This window comes from Pantoea sp. ICBG 828, from assembly GCF_002928355.1.
Taxonomy (GTDB): domain Bacteria; phylum Pseudomonadota; class Gammaproteobacteria; order Enterobacterales; family Enterobacteriaceae; genus Pantoea; species Pantoea dispersa.
On record NZ_POWN01000002.1, the window covers coordinates 74227 to 91531 of the forward strand.

Here is a 17305-nt window from a genome sequence, read left to right on the forward strand (position 1 = left end):
GCAACATAGATGCTTAGACGGGTACGTTATGGCTAATAAGCAAATCATTCAGCATGGCAGCATAAGCAGGTGCCTGATTTGCGGTAACAATCTGATTTTTGCGCGACGACAGGGCCGCATTCAGGCCAGCAAAGAACCCTATTGCCGGATTTCGGCAATAGATATCTGTTTTTCGCATTTGTGATCGCTGCCTATCTTCCTGAGAATGGCTGCGGGACGTTTTGAGGATGACAATCCTTTGCGCCGCGCGGCTTTACGCGACATGGGCAAAGGGAAAAATACATCGCTACCTCGACGCCTTTTCCCTGCCGGGAAACATTTTAAATATCAGGAGAAAGGTTCCAGTGAAATTCGCAAAAGGTATCACCCTTTTCGCACTCGCTCTCAGTGCGCACACCGCGTTTGCCGCCGAACAATCCGTCCCAACCGACAGCTCACTGCATGTACAGGCTGATGCCGCGCTGAAAAGCCTGGTGCCCGCCGACGTGGCGAAGCGTGGCTATATTGTGGCAGGAACCAACCCAAACACGCCGCCCACCACCTTCTATAAAGAAGACAATAAAACGCTGGCCGGCCGTGAAATTGACATCATGAACGCGGTCGGTGAGCGTCTCGGCATTCAGGTGCAGTGGCGTGATACCGGCGGCTTCGACAACATCATTCCGGGACTGAAAACCGGCCGCTACGATGTGGCCTTGTCCAACATCAACGCCACGCCGGCGCGCGCCAAAATTATCGACTTCGTGAGTTACTACGACGCCAGCCGTCTCGGCATTATTTCGCGGAAAGACGCCAACGTCGCGCCGTTCAAAACCCTCGACGAGGTGTGCGGTAAAGAAGTCGGCGCCGGTTCCGGCACCACTCAGGTGACCCGTCTGGAAGAGGCCAGCAAAGCCTGTGAAGCGGCCGGGAAAAAACCGATTAAAGTGTCAGTGTTCCCGGATCGCCCGGCGGGTGTTCAGGCCGTGGTCAGCGGGCGTGTGCCGATGTTCCTCGGTCCGTACGAAGGCCTGTTGTGGCAGGTGAAAGTGATCAAACCGCTGACCATGAGCGGCGAAATCACCGTGCATGATGCGCCGGTATCGGTCGCCTTCCCGAAAGATTCCGCGCTTGAACCTGCCGTACAGGCAGCGCTGAACTCGCTGATTAAAGATGGCAGCTACCAGAAGATCCTGGATAACTGGGGCATCGGCTTTGGCGCGGTTAAAGAGTCAAAACGTAATCAGGATATCTTTCAATGAGTGACTTTCACGACCACACCGACGATCTGAAAATCGTCGGTAAACGCTACTACGGACGCTGGCTCAGTGCGCTGGTGGTGCTGTTGTGCGTGGTGGCGATGGCGCATTCGATGATCAACAATCCGCGCTTCGAATGGGGCGTGATTGCGGAAAACTTCACCGGCGAGTCAATCCTGCAGGGCGTGCTGATGACGCTGCAGCTGACAGCGATTTCGGTGGTGCTGGGCTTCGCCTTTGGCACGGTGCTGGCGCTGATGCGCCTGTCATCCAACCCGGTGCTGGTCGGCGTCAGCTGGTTCTATACCTGGTTTTTCCGCGGCGTGCCGATGCTGGTACAGCTGTTCCTGTGGTACAACATCGCGGCGCTGTACCCGACCATTTCGCTGTCGCTGCCGGGTCTGGGTGAGATCTGGAGTACCCAGTCTAATGCGCTGGTCAGCCCGTTCAGCGCGGCGGTGATCGCGCTGGTAATGCATCAGTCTGCCTATGCGGCGGAGATCGTGCGCGCCGGGATTCAGAGCGTTGGCAACGGCCAGCTGGAAGCCGCCCGTGCACTGGGTTACCGTCCGGCGCAGATTTTCCGTCATACCGTACTGCCGCAGGCGATGCGTGCCATCATGCCGCCGGCCGGTAACGAAATCATCGGCCAGCTGAAAACCACGGCGGTGGTATCGGTGATCTCCCTGCAGGATGTGCTGTTTTCGGCGCAGATCATCTATCAGCGCACCTATGAAGTGATCCCGCTGGTGCTGGTGGCGACGCTGTGGTATCTGCTGATGACCTCGGTACTGTCGGTTGGTCAGTTCTATGTCGAGCGCTACTTTGGCCGTGGCGTCACGCGCCGCGAAAAGCGCAGTTTACTCAAGTCGCTGCCCGGTTTCTCCGCGCCTAAAGCCGAAAGGAGCGTAAGCAATGGCTGAAGCGATCGCCTTACGTAAGGTGACCAAACGTTTTTCCGGCGTCACCATTCTGGATGAAGTTAATCTTGATATCCCGGCTGGCTCGGTGACGGTGATCCTCGGACCGTCCGGCTCAGGCAAATCGACGCTGCTGCGCTGCATCAACCATCTGGAAAAACTGGATGGTGGCACGATTCGTATCGGTGGCGAGATCATTGGTTACAAGCAGAAAGGCCAGGCGCTGCACGAGCTGAGCAGCAGCGAGATTGCGCGTCAGCGTGCCGAAATCGGCATGGTGTTTCAGCAGTTCAACCTGTTCCCGCACCGCACCGTACTGCAAAACATTGTCGATGCGCCGATGCGGGTGAAAAAACAGAGCCGCCAGCAGGCGACCAGCAAAGCGCTGTCGCTGCTTAAGCAGGTGGGGCTGGCCGGGCGCGAAGAAGAGTGGCCGCAGAATCTCTCCGGTGGTCAGCAGCAGCGTGTGGCGATCGCCCGTGCGCTGGCGATGGATCCCGGCGTGATGCTGTTTGATGAGCCCACGTCTGCGCTCGATCCGGAACTGGTGGGTGAAGTGCTGCAGGTGATTAAACAACTGGCGCACTCCGGCATCACCATGGTGATCGTGACACACGAGATCGGTTTTGCGCGCGAGGTGGCCGATAACATCGTGTTTATGGAAGGCGGGCGGATTGTGGCGGCGGGGCCGACGCAGCAGGTGCTCGACGATCCGGAAAACGGACGGGTAAGAAACTTTATTGCAACGGTGCTGTAAGCACCGTTTTTCATTTTTGACTCCAGGAAGCATGATGACGCAAAAACCGGTGATGCACAGCGCCCACTGGGGTGCTTTTACTGCCCGCCTGCAGGGCGATCGACTGACTATCGAACCGTTTCACGGCGATCCGGATCCCAGCCCGCTGCTGCAAAACTTTCACAATGTCCTGCATCACCCGGCGCGCGTGGCGCAACCGATGGTGCGCCGTGGCTGGCTGGAAAATGGGCCCGGCGCGGATCCACGTCGCGGTAATGACGACTATGTGGCGGTGAGCTGGGAGCTGGCTTACACGCTGGTGGCGCGCGAACTGCAGCGCGTCGGTGACGCGTATGGGCCGGAAGGTATTTTTGGTGGCTCATATGGCTGGTCAAGTGCCGGCCGCTTTCACCACGCGCAGAGCCAGGTGCACCGCTTTCTTAACACGGTGATGGGTGGCTATGTGCGCTCGGTGAACAGCTACAGTTCCGGCTCGGCTTCGGTGCTGTTACCGCATATCGTCGGCGACATGAATGAGATCGCCCGCCGCGGCGTCAGCTGGGAAGAGATCGCCCGGCATAGCGAGATCGTGCTGGCGTTCGGCGGCCTGGCGCTGAAAAACTCGCAGGTGGCAAGCGGTGGTCTGAGCGAACACACCGAACGCGGCTTTATGCAGCAGGCGGCAGAGCGCGGCGCACGCTTTATTTCGGTGAGCCCGTTGCAGAGCGATCTGCCCGATGAGGCGCAGGGAGAGTGGCTGGCGCTGCGTCCTGGTACCGATGCGGCCTTCATTCTCGGTCTGCTGTCGGTGCTGATTGACGAGCAGCGCACCGATGAAGCTTTCCTCGCGCGTTACACCGTCGGCTGGCCGCAAATGGTCGCCTATATTCGCGGCGAAGAGGACGGTACGCGGCGCGACGCACAGTGGGCGGCTGAGATTTGTGGCGTCAGCGCGGCAACAATCACCGATTTTGCCCGCCAGCTGCACGGCAAGCGCGTGCTGGTTACCGTGGCGCACGCGTTGCAGCGCGCGGAACACGGTGAGCAACCGGTATGGCTGGGGCTGGTGCTGGCGGCCGCGCTGGGCCAGCCGGGGCTGCCGGGCGGAGGCTACACCTATGCGCTCGGCGCACTCGGCCATTACGGTAAGCATCATAACCTGGTGAGTTTCCCGGCGCTGCCGCAGGGCAGGAACGGTATTGACCGGTTGATTCCGGTGGCGCGCATCGCCGATATGCTGCTGCATCCCGGCACGCAATTTGATTACAACGGCCGGCGCTTAACCTATCCGCACATCCGTCTGGCCTACTGGGCGGGCGGCAATCCATTCCATCATCATCAGGATCTGGCGCGGCTGCGGCAGGCGTTTTGCCAGCTGGATACGCTGATTGTGCACGAGACCGCGTGGACCGCCAGCGCGCGCCATGCGGATATCGTGCTGCCTGCCACCATGACGCTGGAGCGTGAAGATATCGGCGGTGCGCCGACCGATCGTCATCTGTTTGCCATGCAGCCGGTGGCGCAACCTTACGCGCAGGCGCAGGATGACTACACCATTTTTGCTGAACTGGCGCGTCGTTTAGGCCGTGAAGAGGCATTCACCGAAGGACGCGACGCCCGCGGCTGGCTGCGCCATCACTATGCGCAGCTGCAGGAAAAACTGGCCGCGCATCAGGTGACGATTCCTGACTTCGACCAGTTCTGGCTGCAGGGTGTGATTGAACTGCCGCAGCTGAAAGATGGCGGGCGGATGATCAATGCGTTTCGGGCCGATCCGGCGGTGGCACCGCTACCGACGCCAAGCGGCAAAATCGAAATCTTTTCCGCCACCATCGCCAGCTTTGGCTATGAAAATTGCCCCGGCCATCCGGTGTGGCGCGCGCCGCAGCAGCAGCCGGATGCGGAACATCCGCTGTGGTTGATCGCGAATCAGCCGGCCACGCGTCTGCACAGCCAGTTGGATTTTGGTGACTACAGCCTGAGCGGCAAACGCGAAGGACGTGAGGTGTGCAGCCTGCATCCACACGATGCCGCCGCGCGCGGCATTACCGACGGCGACATTATCGAGTTGTACAATCAGCGCGGTCACGTGCTGGCCAGCGCTCGCGTTACCGAAAGCATTATGCCGGGTGTGGTGCAGTTGCCGACCGGCGCCTGGTACGATCCGGTCGATCCCACCGCGCTGCGACCGCTGTGCCGCCACGGCAATCCGAATGTGCTGACGCTGGATATCGGCACTTCATCGCTGGCGCAGGGCTGTAGCGGACAAATCACCGTGGTGCAGCTGCGCAAATACCGCGGCGAACTGACGCCGGTGCAGGCATTTATTCCGCCGCAGCCGGTCAGCTACAGCACTGAGATTATCTGAGGCCGTGCAGGGCTTCGCCTACCGCATCAAATAGCCGGTCCAGTTCGGCCGGCTGGGTATCAAACATCGGGCCGAACTGCAGCGTATCGCCACCAAAGCGAACGTAAAAGCCGGCTTTCCACAGCGCCATGCCCGCTTCAAACGGCCGCACGGTCGCGTCGCCTTCACGGGGTGCCAGCTGAATGGCACCGACCAGCCCGCAGTTGCGGATATCCACCACCTGCGGACAATCGCGCAGCCCGTGCAGCGCGCGTTCAAAATGCGGTGCCAGTTCGGCCGACTGGCTAATCAGCGCCTCGTTTTCCAGCACGTCCAGCGTCGCCAGCGCGGCCGCGCAGGCCACCGGATGCGCCGAATAGGTGTAGCCGTGCGCAAACTCAACCGCGTGCTGCGGCAGCGGCTGAGACATAAAGGTGTGATAGATTTCGCTGCTGGCCACCACGCCGCCCAGCGGAATGGCACCGTTGGTAATCTGTTTGGCGAAGTTGAGCAGATCCGGTGTGACGCCAAAATACTCCGCGCCGCTCCAGCGTCCCATGCGGCCAAAGCCGGTGATCACCTCGTCAAATATCAGCAAAATATCGTGCTGCGTACAGATCTCACGCAGGCGCTGCAGGTAGCCGTGCGGCGGAATAATCGCGCCGGCAGATCCGGACAGCGGTTCAACAATCAGCGCGGCAATAGTCGAAGCATCATGCAGTTCAATCAGCTTCAGCATCTCGTCCGCCAGCTCCTCGCCCCCCGTGGCGGGCTGACCGGGGGTGAACGCCAACTCTGGCTGCAGCGTATGCGGCAGGTGATCAACCTCCAGCAGCTGACCAAAGGCCTTACGGTTGCCGCCGATTCCTCCAAGGCTGGTGCCGCCAATGTTCACGCCGTGATAGCCGCGCGCTCGACCAATCAACCGGGTTTTATTGGGCTGGCCTTTGGCCCGCCACCAGGCGCGCGCCATTTTCACCGCAGTATCCGCCGACTCCGACCCCGAACCGGTAAAGAACACGTGGTTGAGATGGCCGGGCATCAGGCTGGCGATGCGCTCGGCCAGCTGAAACGACAGCGGATGGCCATACTGAAAGCCCGGCGAGTAATCCAGCGTACCGAGTTGCTGCGCGACCGCCTGCTGGATTTCACGGCGCGTGTGGCCCGCGCCGCAGGTCCATAAACCGGACAGACTATCGAAAATCTGGCGGCCGTCGCCATCGGTCAGCCAGTGGCCGTGCGCGGCGACAATAAAACGGGGATCCTGCTGAAAATAGCGGTTAGCAGTGAACGGCATCCAGTGCGCCTGTAAATTCAGGTCGGCGGTATTGATCGGCTGTGACATCGGGTTTTCTCCGGCATGTGTTAAGCAGAGTTTGCAATCCGCCGCCGGTTAAGTTAAATGCTAATTAACTTGTCTTCACTTATGGATTTACTCACCTGAATGAAAAAGAAAACGCTGGCCCAGGTGACCGACTTCGACCTCAGACTGCTGCGCGTTTTCAAAACCGTCAGCGAGTGCGGCAGCTTTTCCGCCGCCGAAAGCCTGCTCGGTATTACGCGCTCGGCCATCAGCCTGCATATGAGCGATCTGGAAAAACGGCTGGGCATGCGCCTGTGCCAGCGCGGTCGCGCCGGGTTTGCGCTCACCGAGGAAGGGCGTGAAATTTTACGACACAGCGAGACCATGATGGCGGCGGTGGAAGATTTTCGCCAGCAGGTGAACCAGATGCATCAGCAGCTGCGCGGGGAGTTCAACATCGGCATCATCAATAATCTGGTGACGCAGCCGCGCATGCGTCTCACCCATGCGCTGGCGGCGCTGCGGGAGAGCGGGGCAGGGATCCGGATCAACATCAGTATGTTAACCGCGGCGGACATCGAGCGAGGCCTGCTGGAAGGACGCCTGCACGTGGGCGCGCTGCCGATGGCGGCGCCGGTCTCCGGGCTGGCGTACGCACAGCTGTATGATGAACATGCGCAGCTCTATTGCAGCCACGCGCACCCGCTATTTAACCAGGCGGAGCGGCCGGAACACCACGCGCTGGCGGCCTGCGATGCGATAGCGCCGCTGTTTCGCATGCCGGCGGAGGCGATTGCGCTGCATCAGCAGCTGAACTGCAGCGCCACCGCTTCCGATCGCGAAGGGATCGCATTTCTCATTCTCACCGGGCGCTATATCGGTTTCCTGCCGGACCACTACGCCGCGCAGTGGGTGGAGAAAAAGCAGATGCGCGCCCTCGCGCCGCAGCAGTTCCATTACCACAGTCAAATCGCGCTCGTCACCCGCCAGGGCCCGCGTCACAACGCCATCCTGCAACGCTTTTTGCAGGCGCTGGCGCTGGACGAGCACGGCGCTTAGCGGAGGTGCTAAGGCTATCTAGTTACAACATACTGTTAGTTTGCTACATCAACCCGGGTGCCAGCACCGTGCGGCGTAAAGTCTGACAGGCCTTGATGGCAGGCGGGGTGACGAGAGAGAAGAGGGCGAAAAAAAGGGGAGAACCGTACGTTCTCCCCCTGAGATATCACTGCTTTATGCGCGCAGCGGCTCGCCGCGCACCGGGCGATCGCCCGCCACGAAGTAGTCTGCTTCGCTGCGCGGCAGCGGCTGGCGACCACGAATGTTGTCGGCGATCTTCTCACCAATCATGATGGTGGTGGCGTTCAGGTTACCGGTGATGATCAGCGGCATAATTGAGGCGTCGACTACGCGCAGCCCCTGCAGGCCGCGCACGCGACCTTCGCCATCCACGACCGCCATCTCATCGCTGCCCATTTTACAGGTGCCGCACGGATGGTAAGCGGTCTCAGCATGGTTGCGCACAAACTCATCCAGCTGCTCGTCGCTCTGGCACTCCAGCCCCGGACTGATCTCTTTGCCGCGATACTTATCCAGCGCCGGCTGGTTGATGATTTGCCGCGTGATGCGGATGGCATCGCGGAACTCATGCCAGTCCTGCTCGTGCGCCATGTAGTTAAACAGAATCGCCGGATGACGGCGCGGATCGCGCGACTTAATGCGCACGTGACCGCGGCTTGGCGAACGCATCGAACCGACGTGACACTGGAAACCGTGCGCTTCTACCGCATTCGAGCCGTTGTAGTTAATCGCCACCGGCAGGAAGTGGTACTGAATGTTGGGCCAGGCAAACTCTTCCCGGCTGCGGATAAAGCCACCGCCCTCAAACTGGTTGCTGGCGCCGATACCGGTGCCTTTGAACAGCCACTCGGCACCAATTTTCGGCTGGTTCCACCACTTAAGGGCCGGATAGAGCGATACCGGCTCTTTGCACTCGTACTGCAGGTACATCTCCAGATGATCCTGCAGGTTTTCACCGACGCCCGGCAGATCATGCACCAGCGGGATGTCGTGCTGCTTCAGCAATGCCGCCGCGCCAACGCCGGAGCGCTGCAGAATCTGCGGCGAGGCGATAGCACCAGCGCACAGCAGCACTTCACGCCGCGCATGCACGGTGTGCGACGTATCGCTGGCGCCGTGCAGATACTGCACGCCGACCGCGCGTTTGCCCTCGAACAAAATGCGATCGGTGGTGGCGTGGGTGATGATTTTCAGGTTCGGACGCTGTTTTGCCGTATCCAGATAACCGCGCGCGGTGCTGGAGCGGCGGCCCTGCGGCGTCACGAAACGGTCCATCGGACCAAATCCTTCCTGCTGATAACCGTTGAGATCGTCGGTACGCGGATAGCCCGCCTGCACGCCGGCTTCAATCATCGCGGCGAACAGCGGGTTGTTGCCAGGCTTACAGGTGGTGATGCTCACCGGGCCTTCGCCGCCGTGATAATCATTAGCACCGATATCGCGCGTTTCCGACTTGCGGTAGTAGGGCAGACAGTCGCGGTAAGTCCAGTTTTCCAGACCCGGCTGCTGCGCCCAGTTGTCGAGATCCATGGCGTTACCACGGATGTAGCACATGCCGTTGATCAGCGACGAACCGCCCAGCCCTTTACCGCGTCCGCACTCCATGCGGCGGTTATTCATGTGTGGCTCAGGCTCGGTTTCGTACGCCCAGTTGTAGCGTTTGCCCTGTAATGGCCAGGCCAGCGCCGCCGGCATTTGCGTGCGGAAATCAAAGCGGTAATCGGGACCGCCGGCCTCCAGCAGCAGGACGTTCACGCTGCTGTCTTCGGTCAGTCTTGTTGCCAAAACGTTCCCTGCGGATCCGGCTCCGATAATGATGTAATCAAATTCCATTAGTCGCTCCTCAGGTTAAGCTTGATTAAAATACCGACTGAAAACGGGTCAGTTCGACCTGCACAGATTTCACCTGGGTGTAGCTCTGCAGCGTCATCAGGCCATTCTCGCGGCCGATACCGGAGTGCTTGTAACCGCCCACCGGCATTTCAGCGGCGGATTCACCCCAGGTGTTGATCCAGCAAATGCCCGCTTCAATCTGGTGAATGACGCGGTGCGCGCGATTCAGATCCCGGGTGACCAGACCCGCCGCCAGGCCGTATTCGGTGGCATTGGCGCGGCGCACCACTTCTTCCTCGCTGTCGTAGGTCAGGATCGACATCACCGGTCCGAAAATCTCTTCGCGTACGATGGTCATCTCATCACGGCAATCGGTGAACACGGTCGGCTCTACCCAGGCACCGTTATCAAACGCCGCGCCGCTCATGCGTTTACCGCCGCACAGCAGGCGCGCGCCTTCGCTAATGCCGGATTCGATATAGCGCAACACATTGTCTCGATGCGGGAAGCTGACCAGCGGGCCGAAGTTGGTGGCCGGATCGTTGACATCGCCAGCTTTGATGCGCGCCACGCGTTCAGCGATTTTTGCTTCAAACGCCTGCTGCAATGCCGTCGGCACAAACACGCGCGTGCCGTTGGTGCACACCTGACCGGAGCTGTAGAAGTTCGCCATCATGGCGATGTCGGCGGCGAGATCGAGGTCGGCATCGTCAAACACGATCAGCGGCGATTTGCCGCCCAGCTCCATGGTCACCTCTTTCAGCGTGGAGCCGGCCGCGTTGGCCATCACTTTTTTGCCGCTGGCCACGCCACCGGTGAAGGAGATTTTGTCGATGCCCGGATGGTCGGTCAGCAGCTGACCGGTCACCGCGCCGCGCCCGTTCAGCACGTTGAACACGCCGTCCGGTACGCCGGCTTCGCTGTAGATTTCTGCCAGCTTCAGCGCGCTCAGCGGCGTCACTTCGCTGGGTTTAAAGATCATCGCGTTACCGGCCGCCAGCGCCGGCGCAGATTTCCACAGCGCGATTTGAATCGGATAGTTCCATGCGCCAATACCGGCGACCACGCCAAGCGGTTCGCGGCGCGTATAGACGAAGGAGGTATCACGCAGCGGGATCTGCTGGCCTTCCAGCGCCGGAATTAGGCCGGCGTAGTACTCCAGCACATCGGCACCGGTAACAATGTCCACCGCCTGGGTTTCACTCAGCGGTTTACCGGTGTCGAGGGTTTCCAGCGCCGCCAGCTCATCGTTACGCTCGCGCAGGATATCCACCGCACGGCGCAGGATGCGTGACCGCTCCATCGCCGTCATGGCCGCCCAGATTTTCTGGCCTTTTTGCGCGGCGGCGACCGCGCGATCGACATCCGCCTGCGCGGCTTCATGGACCTCGGCCAGCACTTCGCCATTGGCCGGGTTGATGGTCTGGAATGTGTCGCCCGCTGCTGCGGCAACGTATTGACCATCAATGTATAAATGCTGCTCGGTGAATCGGGACATGGTTGCTCCTTCCTCAGTGATTCGCGGCACCAGCCAGCTGCTGGCGAATGAATTGGGTGGTGAGCGTTCTGGCAATCGCCAGATCAAACGGTTTGCCGCTCAGCGCAGCGCGCAGCCACAGGCCATCAATCAGCGAGGCCAGACCGTGCGCGGCCAGCCGCGCCTGCTCACGCGGCAGCTCGCGGCGAAACTCGGCAGCGAGCGTAGAAAACAGGCGACGGCTGCTGACGCGTTCCAGGCGACCCAGCTGCGGCTGATGCATGCTGCTGGCCCAGAAGTCCAGCCACGCTTTCATCGCTGCGCTGTGCACCTGGGTGTCGTCGAAGTTACCTTCGACAATCGCCAGCAGGCGCGCTTCGGTGCCAGCTCCCGCCAGCGGTTTCAGTCGTGCCGCCACCGCATCACGCAGCTGACGCGTCACGTCGCGCATGGTGGCTTCCAGCAAACCGTTTTTGTCTTTGAAGTAGTGGCTGATGATGCCGGTCGAGACGCCGGCGCGCCGCGCAATCTGCGCTATGGTCGCGTCATTGATCCCGACTTCGTTAATGGTACTCAGGGTCGCATCAATCAGTTGCCGACGACGTATCGGCTGCATTCCCACCTTTGGCATGACTCCAGCTCCACCGCAATGTTAGGCCCCTATTAAAACTTTTTTTGATTGCACGTTCAATATAAAAAAGAAACTTGTTAGGATACTGTGCTTCGGTTGTTATAAAAGCGCAACGGGATGGTGAATGCTGAACCGTGCCGAACAATCAGGAGGGAAAACAGGAGAACGATACCGATAAGGCCGATCGCTACGGCCCTGCTACTTCATTGAATAATTACAGGAAATTAACCAGAGGTAACCGATGATTAATCCACCTGCCAGTGAAAAAGACAGAATCAATCCCGTGGTGTTTTACACCTCTGCCGGACTGATTCTGACATTTTCACTTGTCACCATTTTGTACAGCGATCTCGCTGCCGGCTGGATCCAGAGCGCCGTCAACTGGGTATCGTCCACCTTTGGCTGGTACTACATGCTGGCCGCTACGCTGTATATCGTCTTCGTCATCTATATGGCCTGTTCACGCTACGGCGCCATCAAGCTGGGCCCGGAGCAGTCCAAACCCGAATTCAGTCTGCTGAGCTGGTCGGCGATGCTGTTTGCCGCCGGCATCGGCATCGATTTGATGTTCTTCTCGGTGGCGGAACCGGTCACCCAGTATATGCAGCCGCCGGAAGGGGCCGGGCAGACCCTGGAAGCGGCGCGTCAGGCGATGGTGTGGACGCTGTTTCACTACGGTCTGACCGGCTGGTCGATGTATGCGCTGATGGGCATCGCGCTCGGCTACTTCAGCTACCGCTATAATCTGCCGCTCACCATTCGCTCAGCGCTCTATCCGATCTTCGGCAAGCGCATTAACGGCCCGATTGGCCACACGGTGGATATCGCGGCGGTGATCGGTACCATTTTTGGTATCGCCACCACGCTGGGTATCGGCGTGGTACAGCTCAACTACGGGCTGAAAGTGTTATTTGATGTGCCGGAAGGGCTGACGGCGCAGATAGCGCTGATTGTACTGTCGGTGGTGATCGCCACCATTTCGGTGACCTCGGGCGTGGATAAAGGCATTCGCATCCTGTCGGAGCTGAATGTCGCGCTGGCGCTTGGTCTGATTCTGTTTGTGCTGTTTATGGGCAAGACGGATTTCCTGCTCAACGCGCTGGTGCTGAACGTCGGTGATTACATCAACCGCTTTATGGGCATGACACTCAACACCTTTGCGTTTGATCGTCCGACGCAGTGGATGAACAGCTGGACGCTGTTTTTCTGGGCGTGGTGGGTGGCGTGGTCGCCGTTTGTCGGCCTGTTCCTCGCCCGCATTTCCCGCGGCCGCACCATCCGTGAGTTTGTGCTCGGCACGCTGATTATCCCGTTCACCTTCACGCTGCTGTGGCTGTCGGTGTTCGGTAACGCGGCGCTGTACGAAATCATCCACGGCGATGCCGGTTTTGCCCAGGAAGTGATGGCGCATGCCGAGCGCGGGTTCTACAGCCTGCTGGCGCAGTACCCGGCGTTTAAGTTCAGCGCTTCGGTCGCCACCATTACCGGCATGCTGTTTTATGTTACCTCGGCGGATTCCGGCTCGCTGGTGCTGGGGAACTTCACCTCGAAGCTGAAAGACATCAACAGCGATGCGCCAAACTGGCTGCGCATTTTCTGGTCGGTGGCGATTGGCGTGCTGACCATGGGCATGCTGATGACCAACGGCATCTCTGCGCTGCAAAACACCACGGTGATCATGGGCCTGCCGTTCAGCTTCGTGATTTTCTTTGTGATGGCCGGGCTGTATAAATCACTCAAAGTGGAAGATCATCGCCGCGCCAGCGCCAGCCGTGATACCGCGCCCTATATTCCGGCGAGCAATGATCGTCTGAGCTGGAAAAAGCGGCTGTCGCGCCTGATGAACTATCCTGGCACGCGCTATACCCAGCAGATGATGGAAACGGTGATCTATCCGGCGATGCAGGATGTCGCCAAAGAGCTGGAGCTGCGCGGCGGTCGCGTATCGCTGGAGAGCGTCGCGCCGGAAGAGGGCCAGCCGCTGGGCTACCTTGATCTGCGCGTGCACCTCGGCGAGGAGCAGGATTTCGTCTATCAGGTGTGGCCGCAGCAGTATTCGGTGCCGGGCTTTACCTATCGTGCCCGCAGCGGTAAGTCGCACTACTACCGTCTCGAAACCTTCCTGCTGGAAGGCAGCCAGGGCAACGATCTGATGGACTACAACAAGGAGCAGGTGATCATCGACATTCTCGATCAGTACGAGCGTCACCTGAACTTTATCCATCTGCATCGTGAAGCGCCGGGCAGTAATATCACTTACCCGAGCGTGTAACAGTGCGGGCAGCCGTGCAAGGCGGCTGCCCGTTTAATCACGTGGCGTTCCTCGCATAATTGCCAGCGGCAGCTAGACTCACTAGCTGACCTGAAGGGGAACATAATGAAATTGGGTTTTGCGTGTAAGTACTTTGATTCTGAGGCTAAACAGCCATTTCCATTTAAAACCACCACCCGCACACGCTTTCTCGCTATGGAGCGTAACGCGGCGGCCACGCTGCTACTGGCACTGGCACAAAATAACCTGCAGAACCTCTCTCTGACGCTGGAACAGCTGGCGCAGCAGCCGGATGCATTACGCATGATGCGCATCGGCAGCGATCTGCTGCCGCTGTACACCGTGCCGCTGGCCACAGAACTGTATGGCGATATTCTGCCCGAGCTGCAGCCGCTGTTTAGCCGCTGCGGCGAATTGGCCCGCGCGCACAACATTCGCCTGTCGTTCCATCCCGGCCAGTATACGGTGCTGGCTTCGGATAATGATGACGTGGTGGATCGGGCGCTGGAGGATGTCGAGTACCACACGCTGTGCGCGGTGCTGATGGGCTACGGCAGGCAGTTTCAGGATTTCAAAATCAACATCCACATGAACGGCAAACGCGGTATTGAGGGTTTTCGCGCGGCGTTTATGCGCCTCAGCCCGGAAGCCCGCAATATGCTGACGGTGGAAAATGACGAAATTTCCTGCTCGCTGGATGACGTCTTGCAGGCGCGTGCGCTGTGTCCGGTGGTACTGGATATTCACCATCACTGGGTGAAAGAGAATCAGTTTATTCAGGCCAGCGATGCGCGCGTGGCGCTGATTCTGGAGTCGTGGCGCGGCGTGCGGCCGGTGCTGCACTATTCGATCGCCCAGGAAGGGCTGATCCCGGAGAGCGGCTTTCCCGATCAGGAGCAACTCGCCGCCTCAAAGCCGAAGCTGCGCGCCCATTCTGACTACTATTTCAACCAGACGCTGAATGACTGGGCGCTGTCGTTTGATCGCTTCGACATCATGTGCGAAGTCAAAATGAAGAACCTCGCGCGCGATCGCCTGTATGATTATGCGCAGACGCGCTGATTAACCGCTTACGGCGCCGTGATCACAATGGCGACGCGGCGATTTTGCGCCCGGCCCTGCGCAGTGTTATTGCTGGCGACCGGCGCGCTCATGCCCAGCCCGCGCGTCACGATGTTTTGCCGTGGAATCGCCGCGCCGGTGGCCCACTGATCGGCCACCGCGTTGGCGCGCTTCAGCGACAGCTGCTGGTTGTAATCCGCTTTGCCGTAGTTATCGGTGTGGCCGTCAATGCGCAGATGTTCAATGCCGGTAGCGGCCAGTCTTTTCGCCATCTGCGCAATACTGGCTTTGCTGGCGGGCGTCAGGTCAGATTCATTGATGCCAAACAGGATCTTATCGGACAGGCCCAGTCCCCAGCCTTCAGTGTTTTCGCTGAAGCCGGCGTCGCGCATCGCTTTAATCTGCGCGTCGCTAAAACGCCCGGTTGACTGACAGCCGACACAGGCCAGCACCATAACCAGCAAACATGATTTCAGTTTCATACGCGTACCTTACTCATTCCTTTGTTTTTATACATGTGCATATCGGCGCGCTCCAGAATCGACGCCACCGAATCGCCATGCTGCGACCAGGCGTAGCCGATGGTCACCGATGTGGTGATCTGCGTGCCTTCCGAAATCACAATCGATTGCGCGATTGCGGCACGAATATCTTCCGTCAGCTGCTGCAGATCGGCTTCTGAGGTGCGGCTGGTGATCAGCATGGCAAACTCGTCACCGCCCAGCCGCGCCACCAGATCGTCCTGATACGCCAGCGCGCTGAGGCGCGCCGCGATGGCCTTCAATACTTCATCACCGGCGGCATGTCCCCAGTTGTCGTTAATGCTCTTGAAGCGATCGCCGTCGAGAAACAGCAGCACAAAATTCTCATGCGCCAGCTGCTGATCCAGCAACTGCGACAGGCGGCCAACGAACGCCGAGCGGTTGGCCAGTCCGGTTAATGGATCCTCCAGCGCTTTGGCCGCCAGTGAACGGTTATCACGCAGCAGCGAGGCTTTTAGCGTCTGCATTTCACTCAGCAGCGAGTTGAGATCTTCGGAAAACAGCTGAAACTCTTTGGTCGGATTTTGCGGTACGCGCGTCGAGAAATCGCCAGAGCGAATCACGTAATGGATGGCGCTGGTGATATTGCGCAGCGAGCGCAGAATACCGCGATGCAGAAATTCACTCAGCAGGCAGGAAATCACCAGCACGCACAGCATACCGATGGATAAAATCATCACCGAATAGCGAATAAAATCGGCCGCACCGCTGACGGTGCCGGCCAGCATTAAATGGCCGACCTGAGTTTCGGCGTGATTAATTTCCACCGCCAGCGGCTGCTGATAAATCCAGCGACGCAGTAGCGTTTCATACCAGCCGCTCTCTTGCTGGCGATCCTGCCAGTCCACCAGTACGGTATTGCCCGCCGTGACCAGCTTCGCGGAGGCAAACATCCCTTCATTACCGAGCAGGGCTATTTTGTTGCGGGCATCATAGCTGTCTTCAAATACCGTCGCGGCGGTCAGGCTGGTGCTGAGTGTGGCGGCAATGAGTTCGAGGTTTCTTTTCTCATAGCGTTTAATAAACAGTAAAGACGTCGATGTCAGTAGCAGCCAGCACAGCAGTAATATCACGGCGGCATTGACGGTGCTGATACGACGCAACTTATTGCGAATCGATGATTTATCTTTTTTTATGCTATCAAACTTCATCTTATTTGCTTCCTTTGCGGGACAGCAACAACACGTCCGGGCTCACTCTGACACCGCTGCGCGCCAGCGAGTCAAGGTTGACGGAAAATGCGGTGTGATCGCGGTTAAAGATCAGACAAAAGGCCGCGCCAACCGCACAGTCCGGGTTGTTTTCCGCGATGGACAGGACGGCTTTACCCTGTAGCATCGCCAGCAGTTCAGTTTGCTGCTGCGGCGTCTGATCGCCGAAGTAAATGGCATCGCAGCGCTGGCGGCTGAGTTCGCTGGTCTGGTTAATCCACACCACGCTGAACGGCGTCGGGCCCTGAGGCTGCGCAAGGTGCTGTGCTGAAGCGAATACGCACAGCTGTGGCGGCTGTGTTAACTGGGGCCAGTGGCTAAAGCTGATGATGCCGCTGACGATGCGGTTAGCCTGATCGTCACGCTGAACCGCACTGTTTGCCGCCTGAGCAGCAGGAAAACAGAGGAGATAAATGAGAGAAAATACGGGAAGAAATGCGCGCAGGCCCTGTAATAAATAGAGCAGCTGGCTGTCGCCCTTCACCTTTAATTGTAGTTGTAACATAGCGCTATCTCTGAACAGCAACCGGGAAATAGTACCATCGCGCTGTACAAAAGAGTACCGCCGTACAGGCGCTGATACCGCGATCGGGCAGGGTAGAATAAATTCGTCAGGACCGGATTTAAATAGAGAGTTAAAAGAGTAATGAATA

Annotated in this window: 14 protein-coding genes; 7 read left to right on the forward strand and 7 right to left on the reverse strand. The window is 59.0% G+C overall.

Annotated features, from left to right (window positions below):
- Positions 1 to 344: 344 nt before the first annotated feature.
- The 4 genes from C1Y43_RS04845 to C1Y43_RS04860 are packed head-to-tail and all read left to right on the forward strand — an operon-like array spanning position 345 to position 5262.
- Positions 345 to 1241 carry an ABC transporter substrate-binding protein gene (locus C1Y43_RS04845; protein ID WP_021509534.1) on the forward strand — a complete coding sequence of 299 codons (897 nt, stop codon included), beginning with the start codon at positions 345 to 347 and terminating at the stop codon, positions 1239 to 1241.
- Entirely contained in the window at positions 1238 to 2161 is a 924-nt protein-coding gene (locus tag C1Y43_RS04850) for an amino acid ABC transporter permease (RefSeq protein WP_104187206.1), read from the forward strand. Before C1Y43_RS04845 ends, C1Y43_RS04850 begins: the two co-directional genes overlap by 4 nt.
- On the forward strand, positions 2154 to 2915 hold the full coding sequence (locus C1Y43_RS04855; RefSeq protein ID WP_058758829.1) for an amino acid ABC transporter ATP-binding protein: 762 nt from the start codon (positions 2154 to 2156) through the stop codon (positions 2913 to 2915). Before C1Y43_RS04850 ends, C1Y43_RS04855 begins: the two co-directional genes overlap by 8 nt.
- 34 nt (positions 2916 to 2949) lie before the next feature.
- On the forward strand, positions 2950 to 5262 hold the full coding sequence (locus C1Y43_RS04860; RefSeq protein WP_104187208.1) for a molybdopterin-dependent oxidoreductase: 2313 nt from the start codon (positions 2950 to 2952) through the stop codon (positions 5260 to 5262).
- Here C1Y43_RS04860 and C1Y43_RS04865 read toward each other — a convergent pair.
- Positions 5255 to 6586 (reverse strand): aspartate aminotransferase family protein, encoded by a 1332-nt coding sequence (locus C1Y43_RS04865; protein ID WP_104187209.1) that lies wholly within the window; start codon positions 6584 to 6586, stop codon positions 5255 to 5257. The genes C1Y43_RS04860 and C1Y43_RS04865 overlap by 8 nt on opposite strands.
- A 99-nt stretch (positions 6587 to 6685) precedes the next feature.
- On the opposite strand from C1Y43_RS04865, the gene C1Y43_RS04870 reads away from it, so the two are divergent.
- On the forward strand, positions 6686 to 7603 hold the full coding sequence (locus C1Y43_RS04870; protein ID WP_104187211.1) for a LysR family transcriptional regulator: 918 nt from the start codon (positions 6686 to 6688) through the stop codon (positions 7601 to 7603).
- Between the two features lie 174 nt (positions 7604 to 7777).
- Here C1Y43_RS04870 and betA read toward each other — a convergent pair whose 3' ends face one another.
- The 3 genes from betA to betI are packed head-to-tail and all read right to left on the reverse strand — an operon-like array spanning position 7778 to position 11565.
- Positions 7778 to 9457, reverse strand: a complete 1680-nt coding sequence (gene betA, locus C1Y43_RS04875) for a choline dehydrogenase (RefSeq protein WP_104187213.1) — start codon at positions 9455 to 9457, stop codon at positions 7778 to 7780.
- A gap of 25 nt (positions 9458 to 9482) precedes the next feature.
- Positions 9483 to 10955 carry a betaine-aldehyde dehydrogenase gene (gene betB, locus C1Y43_RS04880; RefSeq protein ID WP_104187214.1) on the reverse strand — a complete coding sequence of 491 codons (1473 nt, stop codon included), beginning with the start codon at positions 10953 to 10955 and terminating at the stop codon, positions 9483 to 9485.
- Positions 10956 to 10968: 13 nt separating this feature from the next.
- Positions 10969 to 11565: a transcriptional regulator BetI gene (gene betI, locus C1Y43_RS04885; RefSeq protein WP_058758824.1), complete on the reverse strand. Its 597-nt coding sequence runs from the start codon at positions 11563 to 11565 to the stop codon at positions 10969 to 10971.
- Positions 11566 to 11806: 241 nt separating this feature from the next.
- Here betI and C1Y43_RS04890 point away from each other — a divergent pair, with 241 nt between their 5' ends.
- Positions 11807 to 13837 (forward strand): choline transporter, encoded by a 2031-nt coding sequence (locus C1Y43_RS04890; protein WP_104187216.1) that lies wholly within the window; start codon positions 11807 to 11809, stop codon positions 13835 to 13837.
- Between the two features lie 105 nt (positions 13838 to 13942).
- A complete protein-coding gene (locus C1Y43_RS04895; RefSeq protein WP_058775077.1) occupies positions 13943 to 14899 on the forward strand; it encodes a UV damage endonuclease UvsE in 957 nt (318 codons plus the stop codon).
- Between the two features lie 8 nt (positions 14900 to 14907).
- Here the strand turns inward: C1Y43_RS04895 and C1Y43_RS04900 are convergent, their stop codons facing one another.
- Genes C1Y43_RS04900 through C1Y43_RS04910 form a run of 3 tightly spaced genes read right to left on the reverse strand, consistent with a single transcriptional unit; the run spans position 14908 to position 17157 of the window.
- On the reverse strand, positions 14908 to 15381 hold the full coding sequence (locus tag C1Y43_RS04900; protein WP_104187218.1) for an OmpA family protein: 474 nt from the start codon (positions 15379 to 15381) through the stop codon (positions 14908 to 14910).
- Positions 15378 to 16592 carry a diguanylate cyclase domain-containing protein gene (locus C1Y43_RS04905; protein ID WP_104187220.1) on the reverse strand — a complete coding sequence of 405 codons (1215 nt, stop codon included), beginning with the start codon at positions 16590 to 16592 and terminating at the stop codon, positions 15378 to 15380. Before C1Y43_RS04905 ends, C1Y43_RS04900 begins: the two co-directional genes overlap by 4 nt.
- 1 nt (position 16593) lies before the next feature.
- Positions 16594 to 17157 carry a YfiR family protein gene (locus C1Y43_RS04910; protein WP_058775074.1) on the reverse strand — a complete coding sequence of 188 codons (564 nt, stop codon included), beginning with the start codon at positions 17155 to 17157 and terminating at the stop codon, positions 16594 to 16596.
- Positions 17158 to 17305: the final 148 nt, after the last annotated feature.

Bases quoted from the DNA above. Each gene is read 5' to 3' on its own strand.
- C1Y43_RS04870 (WP_104187211.1), top strand. From the start codon at position 6,686: ATGAAAAAGAAAACGCTGGCCCAGGTGACCGACTTCGACCTCAGACTG.
- C1Y43_RS04860 (WP_104187208.1), top strand. From the start codon at position 2,950: ATGACGCAAAAACCGGTGATGCACAGCGCCCACTGGGGTGCTTTTACT.
- C1Y43_RS04895 (WP_058775077.1), top strand. From the start codon at position 13,943: ATGAAATTGGGTTTTGCGTGTAAGTACTTTGATTCTGAGGCTAAACAG.
- C1Y43_RS04905 (WP_104187220.1), bottom strand. From the start codon at position 16,592: ATGAAGTTTGATAGCATAAAAAAAGATAAATCATCGATTCGCAATAAG.
- C1Y43_RS04850 (WP_104187206.1), top strand. From the start codon at position 1,238: ATGAGTGACTTTCACGACCACACCGACGATCTGAAAATCGTCGGTAAA.
- C1Y43_RS04910 (WP_058775074.1), bottom strand. From the start codon at position 17,157: ATGTTACAACTACAATTAAAGGTGAAGGGCGACAGCCAGCTGCTCTAT.
- betI (WP_058758824.1), bottom strand. From the start codon at position 11,565: ATGCCAAAGGTGGGAATGCAGCCGATACGTCGTCGGCAACTGATTGAT.
- C1Y43_RS04855 (WP_058758829.1), top strand. From the start codon at position 2,154: ATGGCTGAAGCGATCGCCTTACGTAAGGTGACCAAACGTTTTTCCGGC.
- C1Y43_RS04865 (WP_104187209.1), bottom strand. From the start codon at position 6,586: ATGTCACAGCCGATCAATACCGCCGACCTGAATTTACAGGCGCACTGG.
- C1Y43_RS04890 (WP_104187216.1), top strand. From the start codon at position 11,807: ATGATTAATCCACCTGCCAGTGAAAAAGACAGAATCAATCCCGTGGTG.
- betB (WP_104187214.1), bottom strand. From the start codon at position 10,955: ATGTCCCGATTCACCGAGCAGCATTTATACATTGATGGTCAATACGTT.
- betA (WP_104187213.1), bottom strand. From the start codon at position 9,457: ATGGAATTTGATTACATCATTATCGGAGCCGGATCCGCAGGGAACGTT.
- C1Y43_RS04900 (WP_104187218.1), bottom strand. From the start codon at position 15,381: ATGAAACTGAAATCATGTTTGCTGGTTATGGTGCTGGCCTGTGTCGGC.